Genomic DNA, 17,345 nt, shown 5'->3' with positions numbered 1-17,345 from the left:
CACGCCCTATGCTTATCGGTTTGGTGGGAGCGAGCTTGCTCGCGAATAGGCCGGTGCAGCCACAGAAAAAAGGGCGTCTGGACAATCGCTTTCGCGAGCAAGCTCGCTCCCACAAGACCTGTGTATAACGCTGAGCGCATCAGCGTGGGCGCGCATGTCGTCATCAAATAGGCCGGTGTGCTGCACCCGCATGCCGTTCCGGCAAACGGTCCGTACCTGCCGGAAACAGTTTTTTACGCAAGCTGCCGTCTTCGTAAGCGGTTTTGTATGAGCCACGGCGCTGCAGCTCCGGGATGACCAGGTCGATGAAGTCCTCGTAACTTTCCGGCGTGACGATGCGGGTCAGGTTGAAGCCGTCCAGACCGGTTTCCGCGATCCAGGATTCCAGCTCATCGGCGACCTGAGCGGGTGAGCCGATCAAGGTGATGTAGCGCCCGCCCAGTGCGTGCTGGTCGAGCAGTTTCTGGCGGGTCCAGTCGTTGTTTTTCAGGTTGCGGGTCGCCGACTGAATCGCGTTGTTCTTCACGTACTGAATGGGTTCGTCCAGCTCGTACTCGGCGAAATCAATCCCGGTCGACGCCGCAAAGTGCGCCACGCCTGCCTCGGCGCTGGCATAACGACGGTATTCGGCATGCTTCTCGCGGGCCCGCGCTTCAGTCGCGGCGACAATCACGTTAAGGCCCATGAACACCTTGATGTCCTCCGGGTTACGCCCCGCCTGCACGGCGCTGGCGCGAACCTTGTCCACCTGCTCGCGGGTTGCGGTCTTGTTCTGGCCACTGATGAACACGCACTCGGCGTTCTGTCCGGCAAACTGCAGGCCGCGCTCCGAGCTGCCGGCCTGAAACAGCACCGGGGTGCGTTGCGGTGAGGGTTCGCAGAGGTGATAGCCCTCGACCTGATAGAACTCGCCCTGGTGCCGAACCTTGTGGACCTTGCCGGGCCGGGCGTAGACGCGCTGCTCCCGGTCGTTGATGACCGCGTCGTCTTCCCAACTGCCCTCCCAGAGTTTGTACAGCACCTCCAGGTATTCGTCGGCCTGATCGTAACGCCGGTCGTGTTCGTTCTGCTCGGTCAGGCCCATCGCCCGTGCAGCGCTGTCGAGATAGCCGGTCACGATGTTCCAGCCCACCCGGCCACGGCTCAGGTGGTCGAGCGTCGACATGCGCCGGGCGAACAGGTACGGCGCGTCGTAGGTCAGGTTGGCGGTCAGGCCGAAGCCCAGGTGTCTGGTCACGCCTGCCATTGCAGACACCAGCAGCAGCGGGTCGTTGACCGGCAACTGGATGGCTTCCTTGAGCGTGACGTCTACCGAGTTCTGGTAGACGTCATACACCCCCACGATGTCGGCGATGAACAGCCCGTCGAACAGCCCGCGCTCCAGCAGCTTCGCCAGGTCGGTCCAGTATTCCAGGCTGTTGAACTGCGTCGACGTGTCACGCGGATGGGTCCACAGGCCATGATTGATGTGGCCGATGCAGTTCATGTTGAACGCATTGAGCAGGATCTTCTTGCGTGCCATCAGATCGTCCCCCGCAACGGAGGGTTGGCGTCGTTCAGGTAGTAATTGCCGATGGCGTGAAACTTCCAGCGCACCGGGTCGTGCAACGTGTGTACGCGGGCGTTGCGCCAGTGGCGATCCAGGCCGTGTTCGGCGAGGGTGGACTGGCTGCCGGCCAGTTCGAACAACGTGCTGCCAGCCGCCAGGGAAATCTCCGTGCTGATGGCACGGGCCTCGGCCACGGCAATCGACGCCGCCGCGACGTTCTCGGCAGAGCTGTCGGCTTGGGCGATGTCCAGAAACTCGCCCGCCCGTTCCAGCAACGCTTCGGCAGCATGCAGACGAATCCCGAGCTTGCCAAAGCTGTGCAGCGTCAGCGGGTCGTCCACCGCTTTTTCGATACCTGAATCGATCCACGGCCGGGTGCGGGTGCGAACGAAGGTCAACGCGTCCTCGAACGCTGCGCGGGCGATGCCGGTGTCGATGGCCGCGTGGAGAATCTGCGCCAGCGGGCCAACGGTGGTGGGGCGTTCGAAAGCGCTCTGGAACGGCACCACCTCTTCGGCGCTGACGTAGACATTGTCGAACGCCACTGAACCGCTGCCGGTAGTGCGCTGGCCGAAACCGCTCCAGTCATCGATGACGGTCAGGCCTTCACTGTCGTGGGGGACGAACACCAGTTGCTGCACGCCGTTTTCATCAATCACCGACGTAGGAATGCGCTGCGCATAGAGCGCGCCGGTTGCGTAGAACTTGCGGCCGTTGATGCGATAACCGTCGCCATCGCGGGTCAGACGGGTGGTGCGGTCATGTGCCGTTTTGGTGCCCAGTTCGGCCAGCGCATTGCCGAACCGCCGCCCGGCCAGCGCTTCGGCATACAGCCGCGCCTGTTGCTGCGGGTTGCCGTTCACGCGCAGCACTTCAAGGGCATAAAAATGGTTCTGCGGAATCTGGCCCAGCGAGCCGTCGGCTTCAGAAATCAGCTTGATCACGTTAGCCAGCGTCACGTTTGAAACGCCCGCGCCGCCGAAAGCTTTCGGGACGCTGATGCCCCACAGGCCAGACTGGCTGTAGATGTCGAGTTCGGCATGGGGTAAACGGCGCTCGCTGTCGCGCTGAGCACTGTCGGTCTTGAATTGCCGGGCCAGTTCGCGGGCGGTCTGCAGGGCCTGGACGTCACTGGTGATCAGCGCTGCGTTGTCGCGCGCTTGTGTGTTGAAACGCATGAAGGGTGTCTCCAGTGGTCTGGTTCAGATCCAGGAATGGCGAGCGGGCAGGGTGCTGTTCAGGTGCCAGGTGCCGACCGCGTGGTATTTCCAGCGCACAGGGTCGTGCAGGGTGTGAACGCGTGCGTTGCGCCAATGGCGGTCGAGGTTGAACTCGGCCAGGGTCGCGCGGCTGCCCGCCAGTTCGAACAGCTTTTCACTGGCCAGCAGGGCGATTTCGGTGGTCAGCACCTTGGCGCGGGCTACGGCAATCGAGGCGCGCGCGGCCGATTGTTCGTCTATGGGCGCAGCGTTGATCTCGTCCAGTTCCTGACCCGCCTTGCGCAACAAGGCTTCGGCGGCGTGCAGTTCGAGTTTCAGTTTGCCGATGTCGGCAATCACGTAAAGGTCGTCACTGGCACGCTCGACCTTGGCATCGATCCACGGACGGGATTTCTCGCGGACGAAGGCAATCGCATCATCGATTGCGCCGCGAGCAATGCCCGCATCGATGGCTGCCTGAATCAGCTGCGATACCGCCCCCTGAATGTTTGGTGTCAGCGCCAGACGCCAGTTGTCGACGACTTGGCCGGCCTCCACTGCCACGTTGTCGAGCAACACGGTGCCACTCGCCGTGGTGCGTTGGCCAAAGCCTGACCAGTCATCGACAATACGCAGGCCCGGCGTGCCGCGCTTGACGAACGCCATGACCTGCCGGCCCTGGTCATCCAGCGCCTTGACCGCCACCCAATGGGCAAACAAGGCGCCGGTGGAGTAGAACTTCTGGCCATTGATGATCAAACGGTCAGCGTCTGCCGTGATTCGCGCCTTGAGTTCCAAGGTGTTTTTGGTGCCCCGTTCGGGGCCTGCATTGCCGATGCGCCAGCCGTCCAGAACGCTCTGGAACAGCACGCGTTTCTGCGGCTCGGTGGCGCTGCCTTGCAGCAGGTGGAGAATGCCGAACTGGTTCTGCGGGATCTGCCCGAGCGCCGGGTCGGCGGTGGAGATGATCCTGAAAACGTCTGCCACCGTGACGAATGACACCTGCGGGCCGCCATACTCGCGCGGGACGGAAATACTGCCCAGCCCGCTACGGGTGAATTGTTCGATTTCAGCCCACGGCAACACGCGCTGCTGATCGCGGGTGGCGGCATTCAGGCGTGCTGATGCTGCGAGTTCATGAGCGGCTGCGATGGCTTGAGCGTCGTTTTGCAACACCGTGGCCGGTAGCAGGCGGGGAGCGACGTCGTGCTCTTGTGAAGCCTCGACGTGATGGGCGGTAGCCGCCAGCGGATCAGACTCGCGTCGCTCACCGGCAGCGGGTACAGCCCTGGGCTTATCCACAGGGGTGGTTGTGAAAGGGACCATCGGAACCTCGTAGCAATAGGCCGCCGCAATGGCGGCAGGGAAAATCACGATGTCCGGTGGTCCGGTGCATATACCCTAAGCGTGTATAAAAGAATTTAAAACATGCTTTTTGGAATAAGCATAGACAGCTATTGCCAAGCGTCTGTGTCGGTCGGGCACTTCACCCTGCACGGCACGTAACGGCAGGCTGCAAACAGGGTGAAGTGACGCGTGTTGCACAACGTGGATAGAGAAATAACGACGCACTTCTGCACGCAGGGCGAAGGGGTCGGGCACACTAATCAACGCCGGCGTATTGCCACAGTCCGGTTGTTTGCCAGCAATGGACGGAGCGCTGCGACACACTATGTTCAGGTTGTTGTTATAAAACTTCAGACACGTTTAACCGTACGCTTCAATGCGTTATATCGCCCAGTGGCTGAACGTTAATGAGCCGGGGTGGTGCCCAGAGCGAGTTGTTTCCCACCCGGTCAATCACGCAGTAAGTCACTTCCACTTGTCGCTCGTCACCGCCTTCCATGATCAAGGCAGGCGGTACGATAAGGTCGACAGACTCACCAATATCGTCAGCCGTGAGGGGCGGCAGGTCCATGCGCAGGTCACCCCAACGCACGGTGATTTCGTCGTGAACGGCCATGTTCAGGTACGGCTCGATGGCCATCGGCAAGCCGCCTTCCAGGTGCCGGCGGGAAAGTCCGCGGCGTATGACCGACGGCGCGACATGCAGCGCTGCCAGCCCCTGATTTTCTTCGCTGTTGGCACCGACCAGTTGCCCGCCGGGGGCGTTCAGCTTGACCCAGAGCTTGCGGCACGCCGAGGTGATGGGCGTGCCGCCTATTTTCATGACCCGGTAGTAAGTCCGCGCCTTGCCGTTTTGAAGGAAGCTCTCGGGTACCCGTAGGACGATGGTTTTGCCAATGTCGGATGCCTTTAAAATCTTTGACGCCACGTAACAGCCGTCTCAGAACAGCTCGACCAGGTCCCCCTCGTCCATGGGGTCGTAGGGCGCGACGTGAACCATGAGTTGAGAGGCGATTCTCACGCCAATGCCATGCCGGCTGGCCTGCGGTATGGACGGTGCCTGGAGCCTTGGGTGGGCAGTGTTGCAAGTAGTGTGGCTCATCGTGAAGTGCTCCTGATAATCAATAATTCAAGTAAAGAATCGTCATAAGTTGTCATGTTCAAGTAATATAAAGCCCGATTCAGGCAGGACGATAAGTACCTTAAATGCCCAAGTAATGGCAAACATTACAATTGGTGGGAAAGTTTCACTTGAAACTTGAGCGGCTGATCAAATGCGTCGTTAAGGTGAGCTAATGGTCTTTGTGAGCGCTTGTCAATATACGAAGGATGTTTAATGGTTTTTTACTTGAAAAACGGACACTTCCTACACGTTATATTTAGAAGTGTTTACCGGCAGGTAAACAACTGTCCTACCACAAACTGTCTGTGGGGCACGCTGAGGAAAGATGCAGTTACGCTCAGTCGGGAGAGAGCAGGCGTGTGTGACCAGTGCCGGGCACAGGCGTATGTGTCAGGGGCAATGCTCGACAGTTTCAGGTTTTAGTATTTCGATGAATTTTCGGAAAAACACGCAAGAATCCAGCAAGGATCTTGAACGATTAGTCCTTCCTGAAATGTAAGAAAAAAGCAGCGCCGGTGAACGGACGCTGCTTTTTTGGGGGAGGCGTAGCGGTGTTATCAGGATCGGGTACGCTCAAGAAACTGCCGGGTGCGCTCTTCCTGAGGGTTCGCAAACAGTGCTTTGGCTTCGCCTTGCTCGACGATGACGCCCTTGTCGATGAAGATCACCCGGTTGGCGACTTCTCGCGCAAAGCTCATTTCGTGAGTGACGATCACCATCGTGCGGTTCTCTTCGGCCAGGGCGCGAATCGTGGTCAGCACCTCGCCGACCAGTTCCGGGTCCAGTGCCGAGGTGGGTTCGTCGAACAGAATCACCTGCGGCTCCATCGCCAGCGCTCTGGCGATGGCCACACGCTGCTGCTGCCCACCGGAAAGACGGCGCGGGTAAGCGTCTTCCTTGCCGGTCAGGCCGACCTTGGCCAGCAATTGCCGGCCCAGCGCCTCGGCCGTGGCCTGCGCGACCTTCTTGACCACCACCGGGCCTTCGATGACGTTCTCCAGCGCAGTGCGATGCGGAAACAGATTGAAGTTCTGAAACACGAACCCCACCTGCTGGCGCAATTGACGGATCAGCCCTTGCTGCTGGCCCACGGGGCGTGCGCCATCAATCGCGATGTCGCCCACCTTGATCGTGCCACTGTCAGGTGTTTCCAGCAGGTTCAGGCAGCGCAGCAGGGTCGTCTTGCCCGAACCACTGGGGCCGATGATCGCCACGACCTCGCCCGCTTCGATGCGCAGATCGATGCCCTTGAGCACCTGATTGCCGTTGAATGCCTTGGTGAGTTTTTCAACCACGATCATGCGTCAGGACTCCAGATCATGCCGGTTGACCCTCGCTTCGAGCCTGTTTTGCAGGTACGAAAGCGCAGTGGCAAGGATCCAGTAGATCAGTGCGGCGGCCAGGTACATGGTGAAAATTTCAAAGGTGCGTGCGGTGATCAGTTGCGCCTGACGGAACAGCTCGGGCACCTGAATGGTGGCGGCCAGGGCCGTGTCCTTGACCAGCGAAATGAAACTGTTGCCAAGCGGCGGCAGTGCCGTGCGGGCCGCCTGGGGCAGGATCGCCCGACGCAGGGTCTGCCAGCGCGTCATGCCGATACTGGCAGCAGCTTCCCACTGTCCGCGTTCTATGGAACCGATGGCCGAGCGCAGAATCTCGCAGGCGTAAGCGGCCATGTTCAGCGAAAAGCCGATCAGTGCAGCGGTCAGCGGATCAAGCTCGATACCCAGTTCCGGCAGGCCGTAATAGATCAGAAACAGCTGCACCAGTAACGGCGTACCGCGAAAGAACGACACGTAGATGCGCGCCAGCCAGTTCACCAGCTTGAAACGCGACAAGCGCATCAGTGCCAGGCCAAAGCCCAGCACCAATCCGAAAAACATACCGCCCAGGCTGAGGAAGACTGTGTAGTACGCGCCCTTCAACAGAAAGGGCGCGGAGTCCAGCGCGAGCTTTAGGCTCTCTTCGATCATTGGGTGACGTCAGCGTTGAAATACTTTTTCGACAGCTTTTCCAGGGTGCCGTCGGCACGCAGTTTGTCGATCGCCTTGTCGATGGCCGCCAACAGTTCAGGCTCGCCTTTGCGCAAGGCAATGCCCGACTCCTGACGAGAGAACGGTTCGCCGGCGGGTAACAGTTTATTGTGGGTCTTGGTGGCCATTTCCAGGGCGGCCAGACGGTCAACGAGAATGGCGTCGATACGGCCTACGCTCAGGTCCTGAATTTTGCTGGGATCATCATCGTAAGTCTTGATGGTGGCCTGCGGCACATTCGCCTTGAGCCACTGTTCGTAGTTAGTGCCCAGGCCCACGCCGACCTTCTTGCCGGCCAGGTCTTTGGCTTCTTTGATGGTGCCTGCATTCTTCTTCAGCACCAGCGCCTGGATACCGGAAACGGTATAGGGCTCAGAGAAGTCGTACTTCTTCTTGCGCTCGTCGGAGATGGTCACCTGGTTGATCACCACGTCCAGACGCTTGGAGTCCAGCGCGGCCAGAATGCCGTCCCATTTCGACGGCTGGATCTTGGCCTTCACGCCGAGCTCCTTGGCCAGCGCTTCGGAAAACTCGACTTCGAAGCCGGTCAGTTTGCCGTTCTCATCGACGAAGCTGAACGGCGGGTAAGTGCCTTCGAGGCCCACATTCAACGTGCCGCTATCCTTGATTTTCTGCAGTTGCTCGCCAGCCATGGCTTGCCCGGCGATACCGGCACCGAGCATCAAGCCCAGTGCCGAGAAAAGAAACGTGCGACGAATAGCGGAAATGTTCATGCGAGCCCCTTGTTGGAATGGAAGTGTCTGGCCATTTTCTGACCCGACTCAAGCAACTTCGTGCTGATTATTCAGCTTTTTTTCAGGCAGTTACGTCAAATGTACGGGTCTGCCGGGCGCGACTATATAGCCATCTTCTTATGAAGAAAAATAACTAAAAATGCGCTGTCTACTCGAAACCGGCATAACAGCAGGGTCAGTGACTGAACGCATCCGGGTAGGCGAACAACGCGGGTGCGCCGCCGGTGTGCAGGAAAATCAACGGGCCGTCATTGAAACGCTGACGTCCGATGCCATCCAGCAGACCGGACATCGCCTTGCCGGTATAGACCGGGTCAAGCAAAACACCTTCATGGCTGGCCACCAGCTTGATCGCGGACAGCGTGCCTGCGTTCGGTTCGCCATAACGCGGGGCGAAATACTCGTCCCACAGCTCGACCTTGAAACTGTCCGGCAGTGCGATGCCGAGCAACTCCGCGGTGCGCTCGGCCAGGCCCTGCACTTTGGGCAACTGGTCTTCTTCGCTGCGCGATACGGTCACCCCGATGACCGGCAATTGCGGCAGTTCATGGGCCAGCGCCAGTGCCAGACCACTGTGTGTGCCTGCGCTGCCGGATGCCAGCACCACTGCGGCGAACTCGATACCGGTCTGTTTGATCTGTTCGGCCAGTTCGATCCCGGCGCGCACGTAACCCAGTGCGCCTACCGGACTGGAGCCACCAATGGGCACCAGATAAGGATTCTTGCCGCTGGAACGCAGGCGCGCAGCCAGTGCGTGCAGTTGTTCGTCGGCGTTGTCGAGGCTTTCCACCAGCTCCACCTTGGCATCGAACAGTTCCAGCAGCAGGCGGTTGCCATTGTTCAGGTAGTTGGGGTCTTCGGTGCCTATGGGGTTTTCCAGCAGCGCCACGCAGCCCAAGCCCAGCCTGGCCGCCAGCGCCGCGGTCTGGCGCACATGGTTGGACTGAATGGCGCCGGCCGTGATCAGCGTATCGGCACCCTGAGCCAGCGCGTCGGCGGCCAGGTATTCAAGTTTGCGGACCTTGTTGCCGCCCAGGGCCAGGGTCGTGGTGTCGTCACGCTTGATGTAGATATCGCGATCCGCCCAGGTCGACAGGCGCTCGAGTTTCTCAAGAGCCGTCGGCGCGCTGATCAGGTCCAGACGATTGAAGCGGGCGAGCTGATTTTTGATCATGGTGATAGATGAGCCGTGTAAAGAGTCACCGGACTATAGGCAGACGTTTCATACAGGGCAACTTATCTATGCTGACGGCCTGCCCGGATTGTCCCTGCATAAATTGTTGTTCTTTTCGCCTGAATGTTTGCCGTAGAGTGAAGGCATCAGCGGTCATTACAGTCAGCCGCGACCCTTTATGTCAGGAGAAATCAGCGTGAGCGATATTCCAGAAGCCTCCGCCGACGGCCGTTCCAGCCACTGGCAGTTGCAGCGTATCGTCAGCCAGCTGCGCGGTGCGCGGGAAGACTGGCGGGCACGCAACAGGCGAGTGAGCGGCGAACACGGTGGGCGTGAACTGCCTTCACGTGCGGCAATGGGCGACATTCTTGAAGCCCTGAGCGGGGCGTTGTTCCCGATGCGGCTTGGCCCTGTCGACTTGCGCGAGGAAAGCGAAGATTTCTATGTGGGCCACACGCTGGACGTGGCGCTCAACGCGCTGCTCGCGCAGGCCCGTCTGGAACTGCGCTACGTGGCCCATCAACAGGGCACGGACCTCAAGGGCATCGACGCGCATGCGCTTGAGCTGATTCAGGAATTTGCCACGGCATTGCCGGCCATTCGCCTGCTGCTGGACACCGATGTTTTGGCGGCCTATCACGGCGACCCGGCGGCGCGTAGCGTCGATGAAGTGCTGCTGTGCTATCCGGGCGTTCTGGCGGTGATTCATCACCGTCTGGCTCACCATCTTTACCGCGCCGGCCTGCCGTTGCTGGCGCGTATCAGTTCGGAAATCGCTCACTCGGCGACCGGCATCGATATTCACCCAGGCGCGCAGATCGGCCCGAGTTTCTTTATCGATCACGGGACCGGTGTGGTCATCGGCGAAACCGCCATTATCGGCGAGCGCGTGCGCATTTATCAGGCCGTGACACTGGGCGCCAAGCGCTTCCCCGCCGACGAAGACGGCCAGTTGCAGAAAGGCCATGCGCGGCATCCGATTGTCGAAGATGACGTGGTGATCTACGCCGGTGCGACCATTCTGGGGCGTATCACGATCGGCAAAGGCTCGACCATCGGCGGCAATGTCTGGCTGACCCGCAGCGTTCCGGCAGACTGCAACCTGACTCAGGCCAATCTGCTGCAACAGGACGATTGTTCGAAAAAGTGAGAACGGCCGGGTGTCAGATCACTTTCACCGCCCGCCCGATGAACTGAATCGGGCCGGTGGGTTTGCCGACTGGCGAGCCGGTGGAGGTTTCCAGTGTCAGCTCGAACAGCTGGTTGGGCTGTAGCGGTGGCAGTTTATCCAGCGGGATGTTCAGGCTCTGCCCCGGTTTTACCAGCCCGAGTGACACCGGACCTTGCCAGTCGTCACCCTTGGTCCAAAACTCCAGCGCCTTGTCAGCCGGGACTTCAACCACGCCCAGCGGAATAAGCCGGATTTCCTGCGAGTTGCTGGCCTGCACCACCCAGCCGGGCGACTTGTCCTGCGGCCCGACCAGCACCACGAGGTAGGAAGGCTGCGCCGGGGCACGGGTCAGCAGGGTCATGCCCAGCACCAGCGATGCCGCCAGCCCGGCCCCCGCCAGCCCGCGCCAGATCGACAGGTTGTCCCACCAGCGTACGCGTTGCCTGTGCGGTGCATCGGCAGGCGCAGTCATGTCCAGCAGGTTGCGCTCGATACGCTCCCACAGACCGGGCGACGGTGTGACCGGCTCGGCCAGCGCCGTCAGAGGCAACAGGCGTTGCTCCCAGGCATCGATGGCCGCCTGCAAATCTGGCTCGCGGGACAGGCGACGCTGCACGTCGAGCCGTTCCTGCGCCGACAGGGTGCCGAGCACATACTCGCCAGCCAGGTCGTGAATGTTGTCATCTAAAGGCCGGTTCATCCCATGCACTCCCGCAAAGCCGTCAGGCTGCGCTTGATCCAGGCTTTGACCGTACCCAATGGCGCGCCGATTTTCTGCGCGATTTCCTGATGCGAATAACCGTCTACGTAAGCGTGAAAAATACAGTTTCGTCTTACTGGTTCGAGTTGCTCCATGCATGATGTCATCCGTCCTGGATTGACCCGCCAATCAAAAGCATCCCCGGTTTCCTGCCAGCCTTCCAGGGTCGCCTGCGCATGATGATCTTCGCTGCCATCATCCTCGATGCGCACTTCGCGAGCGGTGTTGCGCAGCGTATTGAGCGCCAGGTGCCGGGTCACGCTGAATATCCAGCCGCGTGCCGAACCACGGGACGCATCGAAACTGTCGGCGCGGGTCCATATTTTCAGAAAAGCGTCATGCACGATGTCCTCGGCCAGCGCACTGTCACGTACCAGCCGCTGGACGACGCCGAGCAGCCGGGCGCTTTCCTGTTGATAAAGACGCTGCAACGCCTGCTTCTCACCGCGAGCGCAGGCCTGCAACGTAGCTTCGTAATCAAAGAGAGATTCGTGCGAGGACAAGATGATCCGCCATCAATGGAAGACTGCTGCCTCGTTTACATCACGAGGCTCCCGCGCAGCAGCATAGCTCACCGTCTGCGCGGTCACCCGATTAATGGCCGCGATCAGCTCGCGGTCCAGAACAGGTAGTCGGCTTGGTACTTGACCACTTCCTTCGCACCCTTGTTGCTCTCTGCGCAGGCTTTGGCCGGCGCAACGCCGCCTTTCAAGGCCACGCGCTGAATGTAGGTCACGCCGGTCATTGCGCCTTTGCCTTCGGCCGGGTTGGCTTTGACCAGTTGATACGGCAGGTTGCCAGCGCTTGATGGGGCCACGGCGACCTGGGTGCCGGTCACTTTGGAGCCGTCTTTGGCTTCCCAGGTGGCAGGCGGGCCATAGTAAGTGCCGACCTGCTTGCCGCTTTTGTCGTTGAGCACAGCTTTAGGACCCACGAAGGCCCATTCCATTTCGTTAGGCATGTTGGCTTTGGCGCGGCACTCGTAGGTGATTTCACCAACCCCGGTGGTTTGCATGCCGACTTTGTTGCCAGCCGGCACACGGACGCTTTCGGGGAGGTCGGTTTGCGCCAGGGCCACGGATGACAGGCAAGTGAAAGCCAGGGTAGTACCTGCAAGGCAGAGCAAGCGTTTTGCGTTCATGCAGAAATCTCCAGATTGTTTAACCGCGCTCAGCAACTCGAAGTGGCTGCTGACTGTACTACCCGCGGGAAACGCGTCTGGATGCAGTGATTTGAAAATATTTTTTCAGTGCCGGCTGAAACGGCTGCGCAGCAGCAGAATACCGGCAATTGCGGCAAGCCCCGAGCCGATCAGCACGCCGACTTTCACTTCATCGATCAGGTGCTGTGAGCCAGGGAATGCCAGGTTGCCGATGAACAGGCTCATGGTGAAGCCGATCCCGCACAGGATCGCCACGCCGTACAACTGCACCCGGTTGCTGCCTTCCGGCAATGTCGCCAGCCCGGCGCGAATCGCCAGCATTGCGGCGAGAAACACCCCGATCTGCTTGCCCAAGAACAGGCCCAGCGCAACGCCCAGCGGCACCGGATCGACCAGGTTTTCCAGCGTGATACCGGACAACGACACGCCCGCATTGGCAAAGCCGAAGATCGGCACCACGGCGAACGCCACCCAGTAATGCATCTTTTCTTCGAGGAACAGCAGCGGCGAGCGGGCTTCCTCTTCGGGTTTGCCCATCGGAATGCAAAGCGCCAATGCAACGCCGGCCAGCGTGGCATGTACACCCGATTGCAGCACGAAGAACCACAGCAGCGCACCGAGCAGCAGATAAGGCAGCAGGCGGCGGACATTCAGGCGGTTCATCACGATCAGCACGGCCAGGGTCACGAACGCGGCCGCCAGCATCGGCAGGTTCAGGCCGGCGCTGTAGAAGAACGCGATGATGGTCACCGCGCCCAGATCGTCGAGGATCGCCAGCGCGGCCAGAAAGACTTTCAGCGAGGTCGGCACCCGGTTGCCCAGCAGCGACAGCACACCAAGGGCGAAGGCGATGTCGGTGGCTGCCGGGATCGCCCAGCCGCTCAGGGTCTGCGGGCTGCCCCAGTTGATCGCGATGTAAATCAGCGCGGGCACCAGCATGCCGCCCGCCGCAGCAAAACCGGGCAGCGCGCGTTGTCCCCAGGTCGCCAGGCCACCGGCCAGTACTTCGCGCTTGATCTCCAGGCCGACCATCAAAAAGAAGATCGCCATCAGCCCGTCATTGATCCACAGCTCGACCGAAAGGCCCAGCCAGACGCTGTGCAGAACCGCGAAGTAACCGGCGGAGAGGGGCGAGTTGGCAACGATCAGCGCTGCCAGTGCCGCCATCATCAGAATGATGCCGCCTGCTGATTCTGAAGCCAGGAAGCTGGCGAGAATGGCAATGGCTCGGGGCGTTTCCCGGTGTGGAACTTGAGTCATGGTCGTCCTTGAACGAAGAGCGGTTTTTATCAGGGTGCTTCGGTTCGGTACGAAAAGTCGGCGAGCGAAGGTCAGGCAAGGCAAAAACAGGCGAGGAACGACCGGGGTCGCGCCCGACTCTACTGTTTATAAATGAGCATTCCGATTGGACTCGCCTCCGAGCCTGTTTTTAACGCAGCATCACCGGGCGCAGCCACTTTTCGTACAGAGCCTAATGGCCGGTGGCACTGAGTTCGATCAGACAGCAACGACTGGCGCGGGGGGATTGCAATTCGATTTCCAGCAGGCCGTCTGAGTGATCCACCTGCGCGCAATCATGTTTGCCGAGGATTTCCCACGGCTGACCGTTCACGCTGATTGCCACCTGCTCGGCCATGCTGAACAGTATGAACGTGCTGGCCGAACTGAACAGCCTTTGTGGCTGGCGCACATCGATCCAGTGCAGGCGCGCCGTATACCGGTGTGGAGCATAGATCAGGTTGAAGTCGCGAATCGGGCCGTCCAGCAGGGAGCAGCTGACTTCGCTGTCACCGCTGAAGGCAAAAGGGTCGGACGGCGACAGCGGACGGCTGGCCACGCCGTCCACATTCAGCGTCATGCCCGCGCCCTCTAGCACGGTAATGACGCGCTGATACCCGGCGAACACCGAGAAGCCGCCTGAGGTCTCGATATCGGCAATCGACAGTCGCCAGCCGAAGCCGTCGAGGTCCTGGCCCGCGTCGCGAGCGATTTCTTCAGTGCTGCCGCCGCCGTTTTTCCACGGCATGCGGGGGTAGTCGGCGGCACGCAGGAGGCGGGTCTGGCTCATTTGGTAAAGCGTCCTTCCAGTCGATGACGGGAGCCGGGGTGGATCAGGCGTGCAGCCGTGACCGGCTGGCGACCTGACCAGGTACGGCGGCGAATCAGCAGGCAGGGCTCGCCGGTCTCGATCTGCAAGAGCTTGCACTCTTCGGCTTCGGCCAGTATCGCTTCAACCACGTGCTCGCCCTCGGTCAGCGGCGCGACTTGAGACAGGTAGGCGTATGGCGTTTGCAGCGTGAAGTCCTGCTTGAGGTAGTCCGGCGCGACCTGGGCATTCACGAAGCGGTCTTCGATCTGTACCGGAATGTCGTCCTCGAAATGCACGATCAGCGAGTGAAACACGCGCTGGCCTTCGCGCATGTCCAGCGCCAGCGCGCGCTCCGAGCCGGCGGCTTCTTCTTTGAGGACCATGACTTGGCAACTGTGCCGGTGACCGCGTGCGGCGATCTCATCGGCAATGTTGTGAACCTCGAACAGCGCCGACTGGCTTTTAGGCTCGGCGACAAAGGTGCCGACTCCCTGCATGCGCACCAGCAGACCTTCGGCGGTCAGTTCGCGCAACGCCCGGTTGATGGTCATGCGGCTGAAACCCAGTTGCGTCACCAGCTCGCTTTCCGAAGGCACGCGATGATGCGGCGGCCATGTGCCGTTCTGGATCTGTAAGGCGATCATGTGTTTGACGCGGGCGTACAAGGGTGCGGGACTTTCGCCCATCTGGGCTGCCAGAGAAGAAACGGCGGGCGGGGTCGGCACGTGTGAGTCCTTGGATTCGGAGTAAGGGGTTCGGGATAAGTTTTTCGGGGTATCGGGATACGCTAACCATTAACCGGATGCACGGCAAGCGTGCGGACGGTTTACCGGTCGCTTGAACGTCTGTATATGTATATACAAATTACAGTGATGAGGTGTGAAGTCAATGTCAGCCTTCTTTGCCGAGCGTGCGCTCCTCCCCGACGGCTGGGCCAGCCATGTGCGTCTGGAAGTCAGCCCGGAAGGCGTACTGACCCGTGTTGAAGCCAATGCACAACGGCAAGACGCTGAAGTCATCAACGGCCCTCTGCTGCCCGGCATGCCGAACCTGCACTCTCATGCATTCCAGCGTGCGATGGCCGGGCTGGCCGAAGTGGCGGGCAATCCGGATGACAGCTTCTGGACGTGGCGCGACCTCATGTACCGCATGGTCGGGCGCATAAGCCCGCCGCAACTGGGCGTCATCGCTCGTCAGTTGTACATCGAGATGCTCAAGGGCGGTTACACCTCGGTGGCAGAGTTTCACTACGTGCATCAGGACGTCAGCGGCAAGCCCTACGCGGACCCTGCCGAACTGGCCGTACAGATCAGCCAGGCGGCTAGCGCTGCGGGTATCGGTCTGACGTTGCTGCCGGTGCTTTACAGCCACTCCGGGTTTGGCGGGCAGGCCCCGAACGAGGGGCAGCGCCGGTTTATCCACAGCACTGACAGCTACCTGGATTTGCAGGCTCGCCTGCAACCGGTTCTGGCGGCCCGGCCAGCGCAGCATTTGGGCCTGTGCTTCCATTCGCTGCGCGCGGTGACCCCGCAGCAGATCCGTGACGTGCTGGCTGCCAGCGACCCGCAATGCCCGGTGCATATTCATATCGCCGAGCAGCAGAAGGAGGTCGATGACTGCCTGAGCTGGAGCGGGCGGCGTCCGCTGCAGTGGTTGTATGAAAATACCCCTGTGGATAACCGCTGGTGCCTGGTCCATGCGACCCATGCCGACGCGGATGAAGTGCAGCGGATGGCGCAGAGCGGTGCGGTGGCGGGGTTGTGCCTGACCACTGAAGCAAACCTGGGGGACGGGATTTTTCCGGCCGTGGACTACATCGCGCAGGGCGGGCGTTGGGGGATTGGCTCTGACAGTCACGTCTCGCTCAGCGTGGTCGAGGAACTGCGCTGGCTGGAGTACGGGCAGCGTCTGCGCGATCAGCGCCGCAACCGGCTGTATCGCAGTGATCAGCCTATGGTCGGTCGCACGCTGTACGACGCCGCGCTGGCCGGTGGCGCGCAGGCGCTGGGTCAGCAGGTCGGCAAGCTGGAAGCCGGGCAGCGTGCCGACTGGCTGGTGCTGGACGGCAACGATCCGTACATCGCCACCGCTTCCGGCGATGCGATCCTCAACCGCTGGCTATTCGCCGGCAGCGACCGACAGATTCGCGACGTGGCGGTCAACGGGCGCTGGGTCATACGCGAAGGAAGGCATGCCGCCGAAGAACAGAGCAACCGCGAGTTTGCACAGGTGTTGAGGGAATTGCTGGGCTGATGCCAGAGCGGCATGCCCACGCGGAGCATTCAGCCTGTATGCAATTCCGCGTTTGATTCTGGCCGAGGGCCGTGGGAGCGAACTTGTTCGCGAAAGGGCCGATATGAACGCCGAAAATGCATCGGCTTAACCACCGTCTTCGCGAACAAGTTCGCTCCCACGCCCTTCGGGCAGAAGCCCGTTCCCCAAGGCATCCAGGATTAGGCAGAGCAGCGAGCCTGGAGTGCGGAGCATTCAGCCTGTATGCAATTCCGCGTTTGATTCTGGCCAAGGGCCGTGGGAGCGAACTTGTTCGCGAAAGGGCCGATATGAACGCCGAAAATGCATCGGCTTAACCACCGTCTTCGCGAACAAGTTCGCTCCCACGCCCTTCGGGCAGAAGCCCGTTTTCCAAGGCATCCAGGATCAGGCAGAGCGGCGAGCTTGAAGTATGGCCGTATTCGCCAGTCTTGGTTACTTCTCGCGAAAGTGCGGAGCATTCAGCCTGTATGCAATTCCGCGTTTGATTCTGGCCGAGGGCCGTGGGAGCGAACTTGTTCGCGAAAGGGCCGCTATGATCGCCGAAAATGCATCGGCTTAACCACCGTCTTCGCGAACAAGTTCGCTCCTACGCCCTTCGGGCAGAAGCCCGTTTTCCAAGGCATTCAGGGTTAGGAAGAGCGGCGAGCCTGGAGTGCGGAGCATTCAGCCTGTATGCAATTCCGCGTTTGATTCTGGCCAAGGGCCGTGG

Annotated in this window: 15 protein-coding genes and 1 pseudogene; 2 read left to right on the top strand and 14 right to left on the bottom strand. The window is 60.5% G+C overall.

Annotated features, from left to right (window positions below):
• Positions 1-163: 163 nt before the first annotated feature.
• From BW686_RS25215 to BW686_RS25180, 8 genes and pseudogenes are all read right to left on the bottom strand, one after another.
• Complete coding sequence (locus BW686_RS25215; RefSeq protein WP_084920743.1) at positions 164-1,522, bottom strand: LLM class flavin-dependent oxidoreductase; 1,359 nt, start codon at positions 1,520-1,522, stop codon at positions 164-166.
• The gene (locus BW686_RS25210) at positions 1,522-2,727 is read right to left on the bottom strand and encodes an SfnB family sulfur acquisition oxidoreductase (protein ID WP_084920740.1); all 1,206 of its coding nucleotides are present in this window, start codon (positions 2,725-2,727) and stop codon (positions 1,522-1,524) included. Before BW686_RS25210 ends, BW686_RS25215 begins: the two co-directional genes overlap by 1 nt.
• Before the next feature lie 24 nt (positions 2,728-2,751).
• A complete protein-coding gene (locus tag BW686_RS25205) occupies positions 2,752-4,074 on the bottom strand; it encodes an SfnB family sulfur acquisition oxidoreductase (protein WP_084920774.1) in 1,323 nt (440 codons plus the stop codon).
• Positions 4,075-4,468: 394 nt separating this feature from the next.
• Positions 4,469-5,197: pseudogene (locus BW686_RS25200) on the bottom strand (hypothetical protein).
• Between the two features lie 578 nt (positions 5,198-5,775).
• Complete coding sequence (tcyN, locus tag BW686_RS25195; RefSeq protein ID WP_084920737.1) at positions 5,776-6,519, bottom strand: L-cystine ABC transporter ATP-binding protein TcyN; 744 nt, start codon at positions 6,517-6,519, stop codon at positions 5,776-5,778.
• A 3-nt stretch (positions 6,520-6,522) separates the two neighbouring features.
• Complete coding sequence (gene tcyL / locus BW686_RS25190; protein ID WP_084920734.1) at positions 6,523-7,191, bottom strand: cystine ABC transporter permease; 669 nt, start codon at positions 7,189-7,191, stop codon at positions 6,523-6,525.
• Positions 7,188-7,985 (bottom strand): cystine ABC transporter substrate-binding protein, encoded by a 798-nt coding sequence (gene tcyJ / locus BW686_RS25185; RefSeq protein WP_084920731.1) that lies wholly within the window; start codon positions 7,983-7,985, stop codon positions 7,188-7,190. The genes tcyL and tcyJ overlap by 4 nt, the downstream gene beginning before the upstream one ends.
• Positions 7,986-8,181: 196 nt before the next feature.
• Positions 8,182-9,180, bottom strand: coding sequence for a D-cysteine desulfhydrase (locus BW686_RS25180; protein WP_084920728.1), 999 nt, complete (start codon positions 9,178-9,180; stop codon positions 8,182-8,184).
• Between the two features lie 196 nt (positions 9,181-9,376).
• Between BW686_RS25180 and epsC the strand changes: the two genes are divergently transcribed.
• Positions 9,377-10,330, top strand: a complete 954-nt coding sequence (gene epsC / locus BW686_RS25175) for a serine O-acetyltransferase EpsC (RefSeq protein WP_084920724.1) — start codon at positions 9,377-9,379, stop codon at positions 10,328-10,330.
• A gap of 13 nt (positions 10,331-10,343) precedes the next feature.
• Here epsC and BW686_RS25170 read toward each other — a convergent pair whose 3' ends face one another.
• The 6 genes from BW686_RS25170 to hutC form a co-directional block, all read right to left on the bottom strand.
• On the bottom strand, positions 10,344-11,051 hold the full coding sequence (locus tag BW686_RS25170) for an anti-sigma factor (protein ID WP_084920722.1): 708 nt from the start codon (positions 11,049-11,051) through the stop codon (positions 10,344-10,346).
• The gene (locus BW686_RS25165; protein ID WP_084920719.1) at positions 11,048-11,614 is read right to left on the bottom strand and encodes a sigma-70 family RNA polymerase sigma factor; all 567 of its coding nucleotides are present in this window, start codon (positions 11,612-11,614) and stop codon (positions 11,048-11,050) included. Before BW686_RS25165 ends, BW686_RS25170 begins: the two co-directional genes overlap by 4 nt.
• Positions 11,615-11,718: 104 nt before the next feature.
• Positions 11,719-12,252, bottom strand: a complete 534-nt coding sequence (locus BW686_RS25160; RefSeq protein ID WP_084920716.1) for a DUF3455 domain-containing protein — start codon at positions 12,250-12,252, stop codon at positions 11,719-11,721.
• 105 nt (positions 12,253-12,357) lie between these two features.
• The gene (gene nhaA, locus BW686_RS25155) at positions 12,358-13,533 is read right to left on the bottom strand and encodes a Na+/H+ antiporter NhaA (RefSeq protein WP_084920714.1); all 1,176 of its coding nucleotides are present in this window, start codon (positions 13,531-13,533) and stop codon (positions 12,358-12,360) included.
• 211 nt (positions 13,534-13,744) lie between these two features.
• Positions 13,745-14,341 (bottom strand): HutD/Ves family protein, encoded by a 597-nt coding sequence (locus BW686_RS25150; protein WP_084920711.1) that lies wholly within the window; start codon positions 14,339-14,341, stop codon positions 13,745-13,747.
• Positions 14,338-15,048, bottom strand: coding sequence for a histidine utilization repressor (gene hutC, locus BW686_RS25145; protein WP_179149385.1), 711 nt, complete (start codon positions 15,046-15,048; stop codon positions 14,338-14,340). The genes BW686_RS25150 and hutC overlap by 4 nt, the downstream gene beginning before the upstream one ends.
• Before the next feature lie 202 nt (positions 15,049-15,250).
• Here hutC and BW686_RS25140 point away from each other — a divergent pair, with 202 nt between their 5' ends.
• Positions 15,251-16,615 carry a formimidoylglutamate deiminase gene (locus BW686_RS25140; protein ID WP_084920707.1) on the top strand — a complete coding sequence of 455 codons (1,365 nt, stop codon included), beginning with the start codon at positions 15,251-15,253 and terminating at the stop codon, positions 16,613-16,615.
• The last annotated feature ends 730 nt before the right edge of the window (positions 16,616-17,345 follow it).

Source organism: Pseudomonas syringae (genome assembly GCF_002157375.1).
GTDB classification, from domain to species: Bacteria; Pseudomonadota; Gammaproteobacteria; order Pseudomonadales; family Pseudomonadaceae; genus Aquipseudomonas; species Aquipseudomonas syringae_T.
Note: the sequence above shows the minus strand (reverse complement) of the source record. Positions and strands in the feature narration are given on the sequence as shown.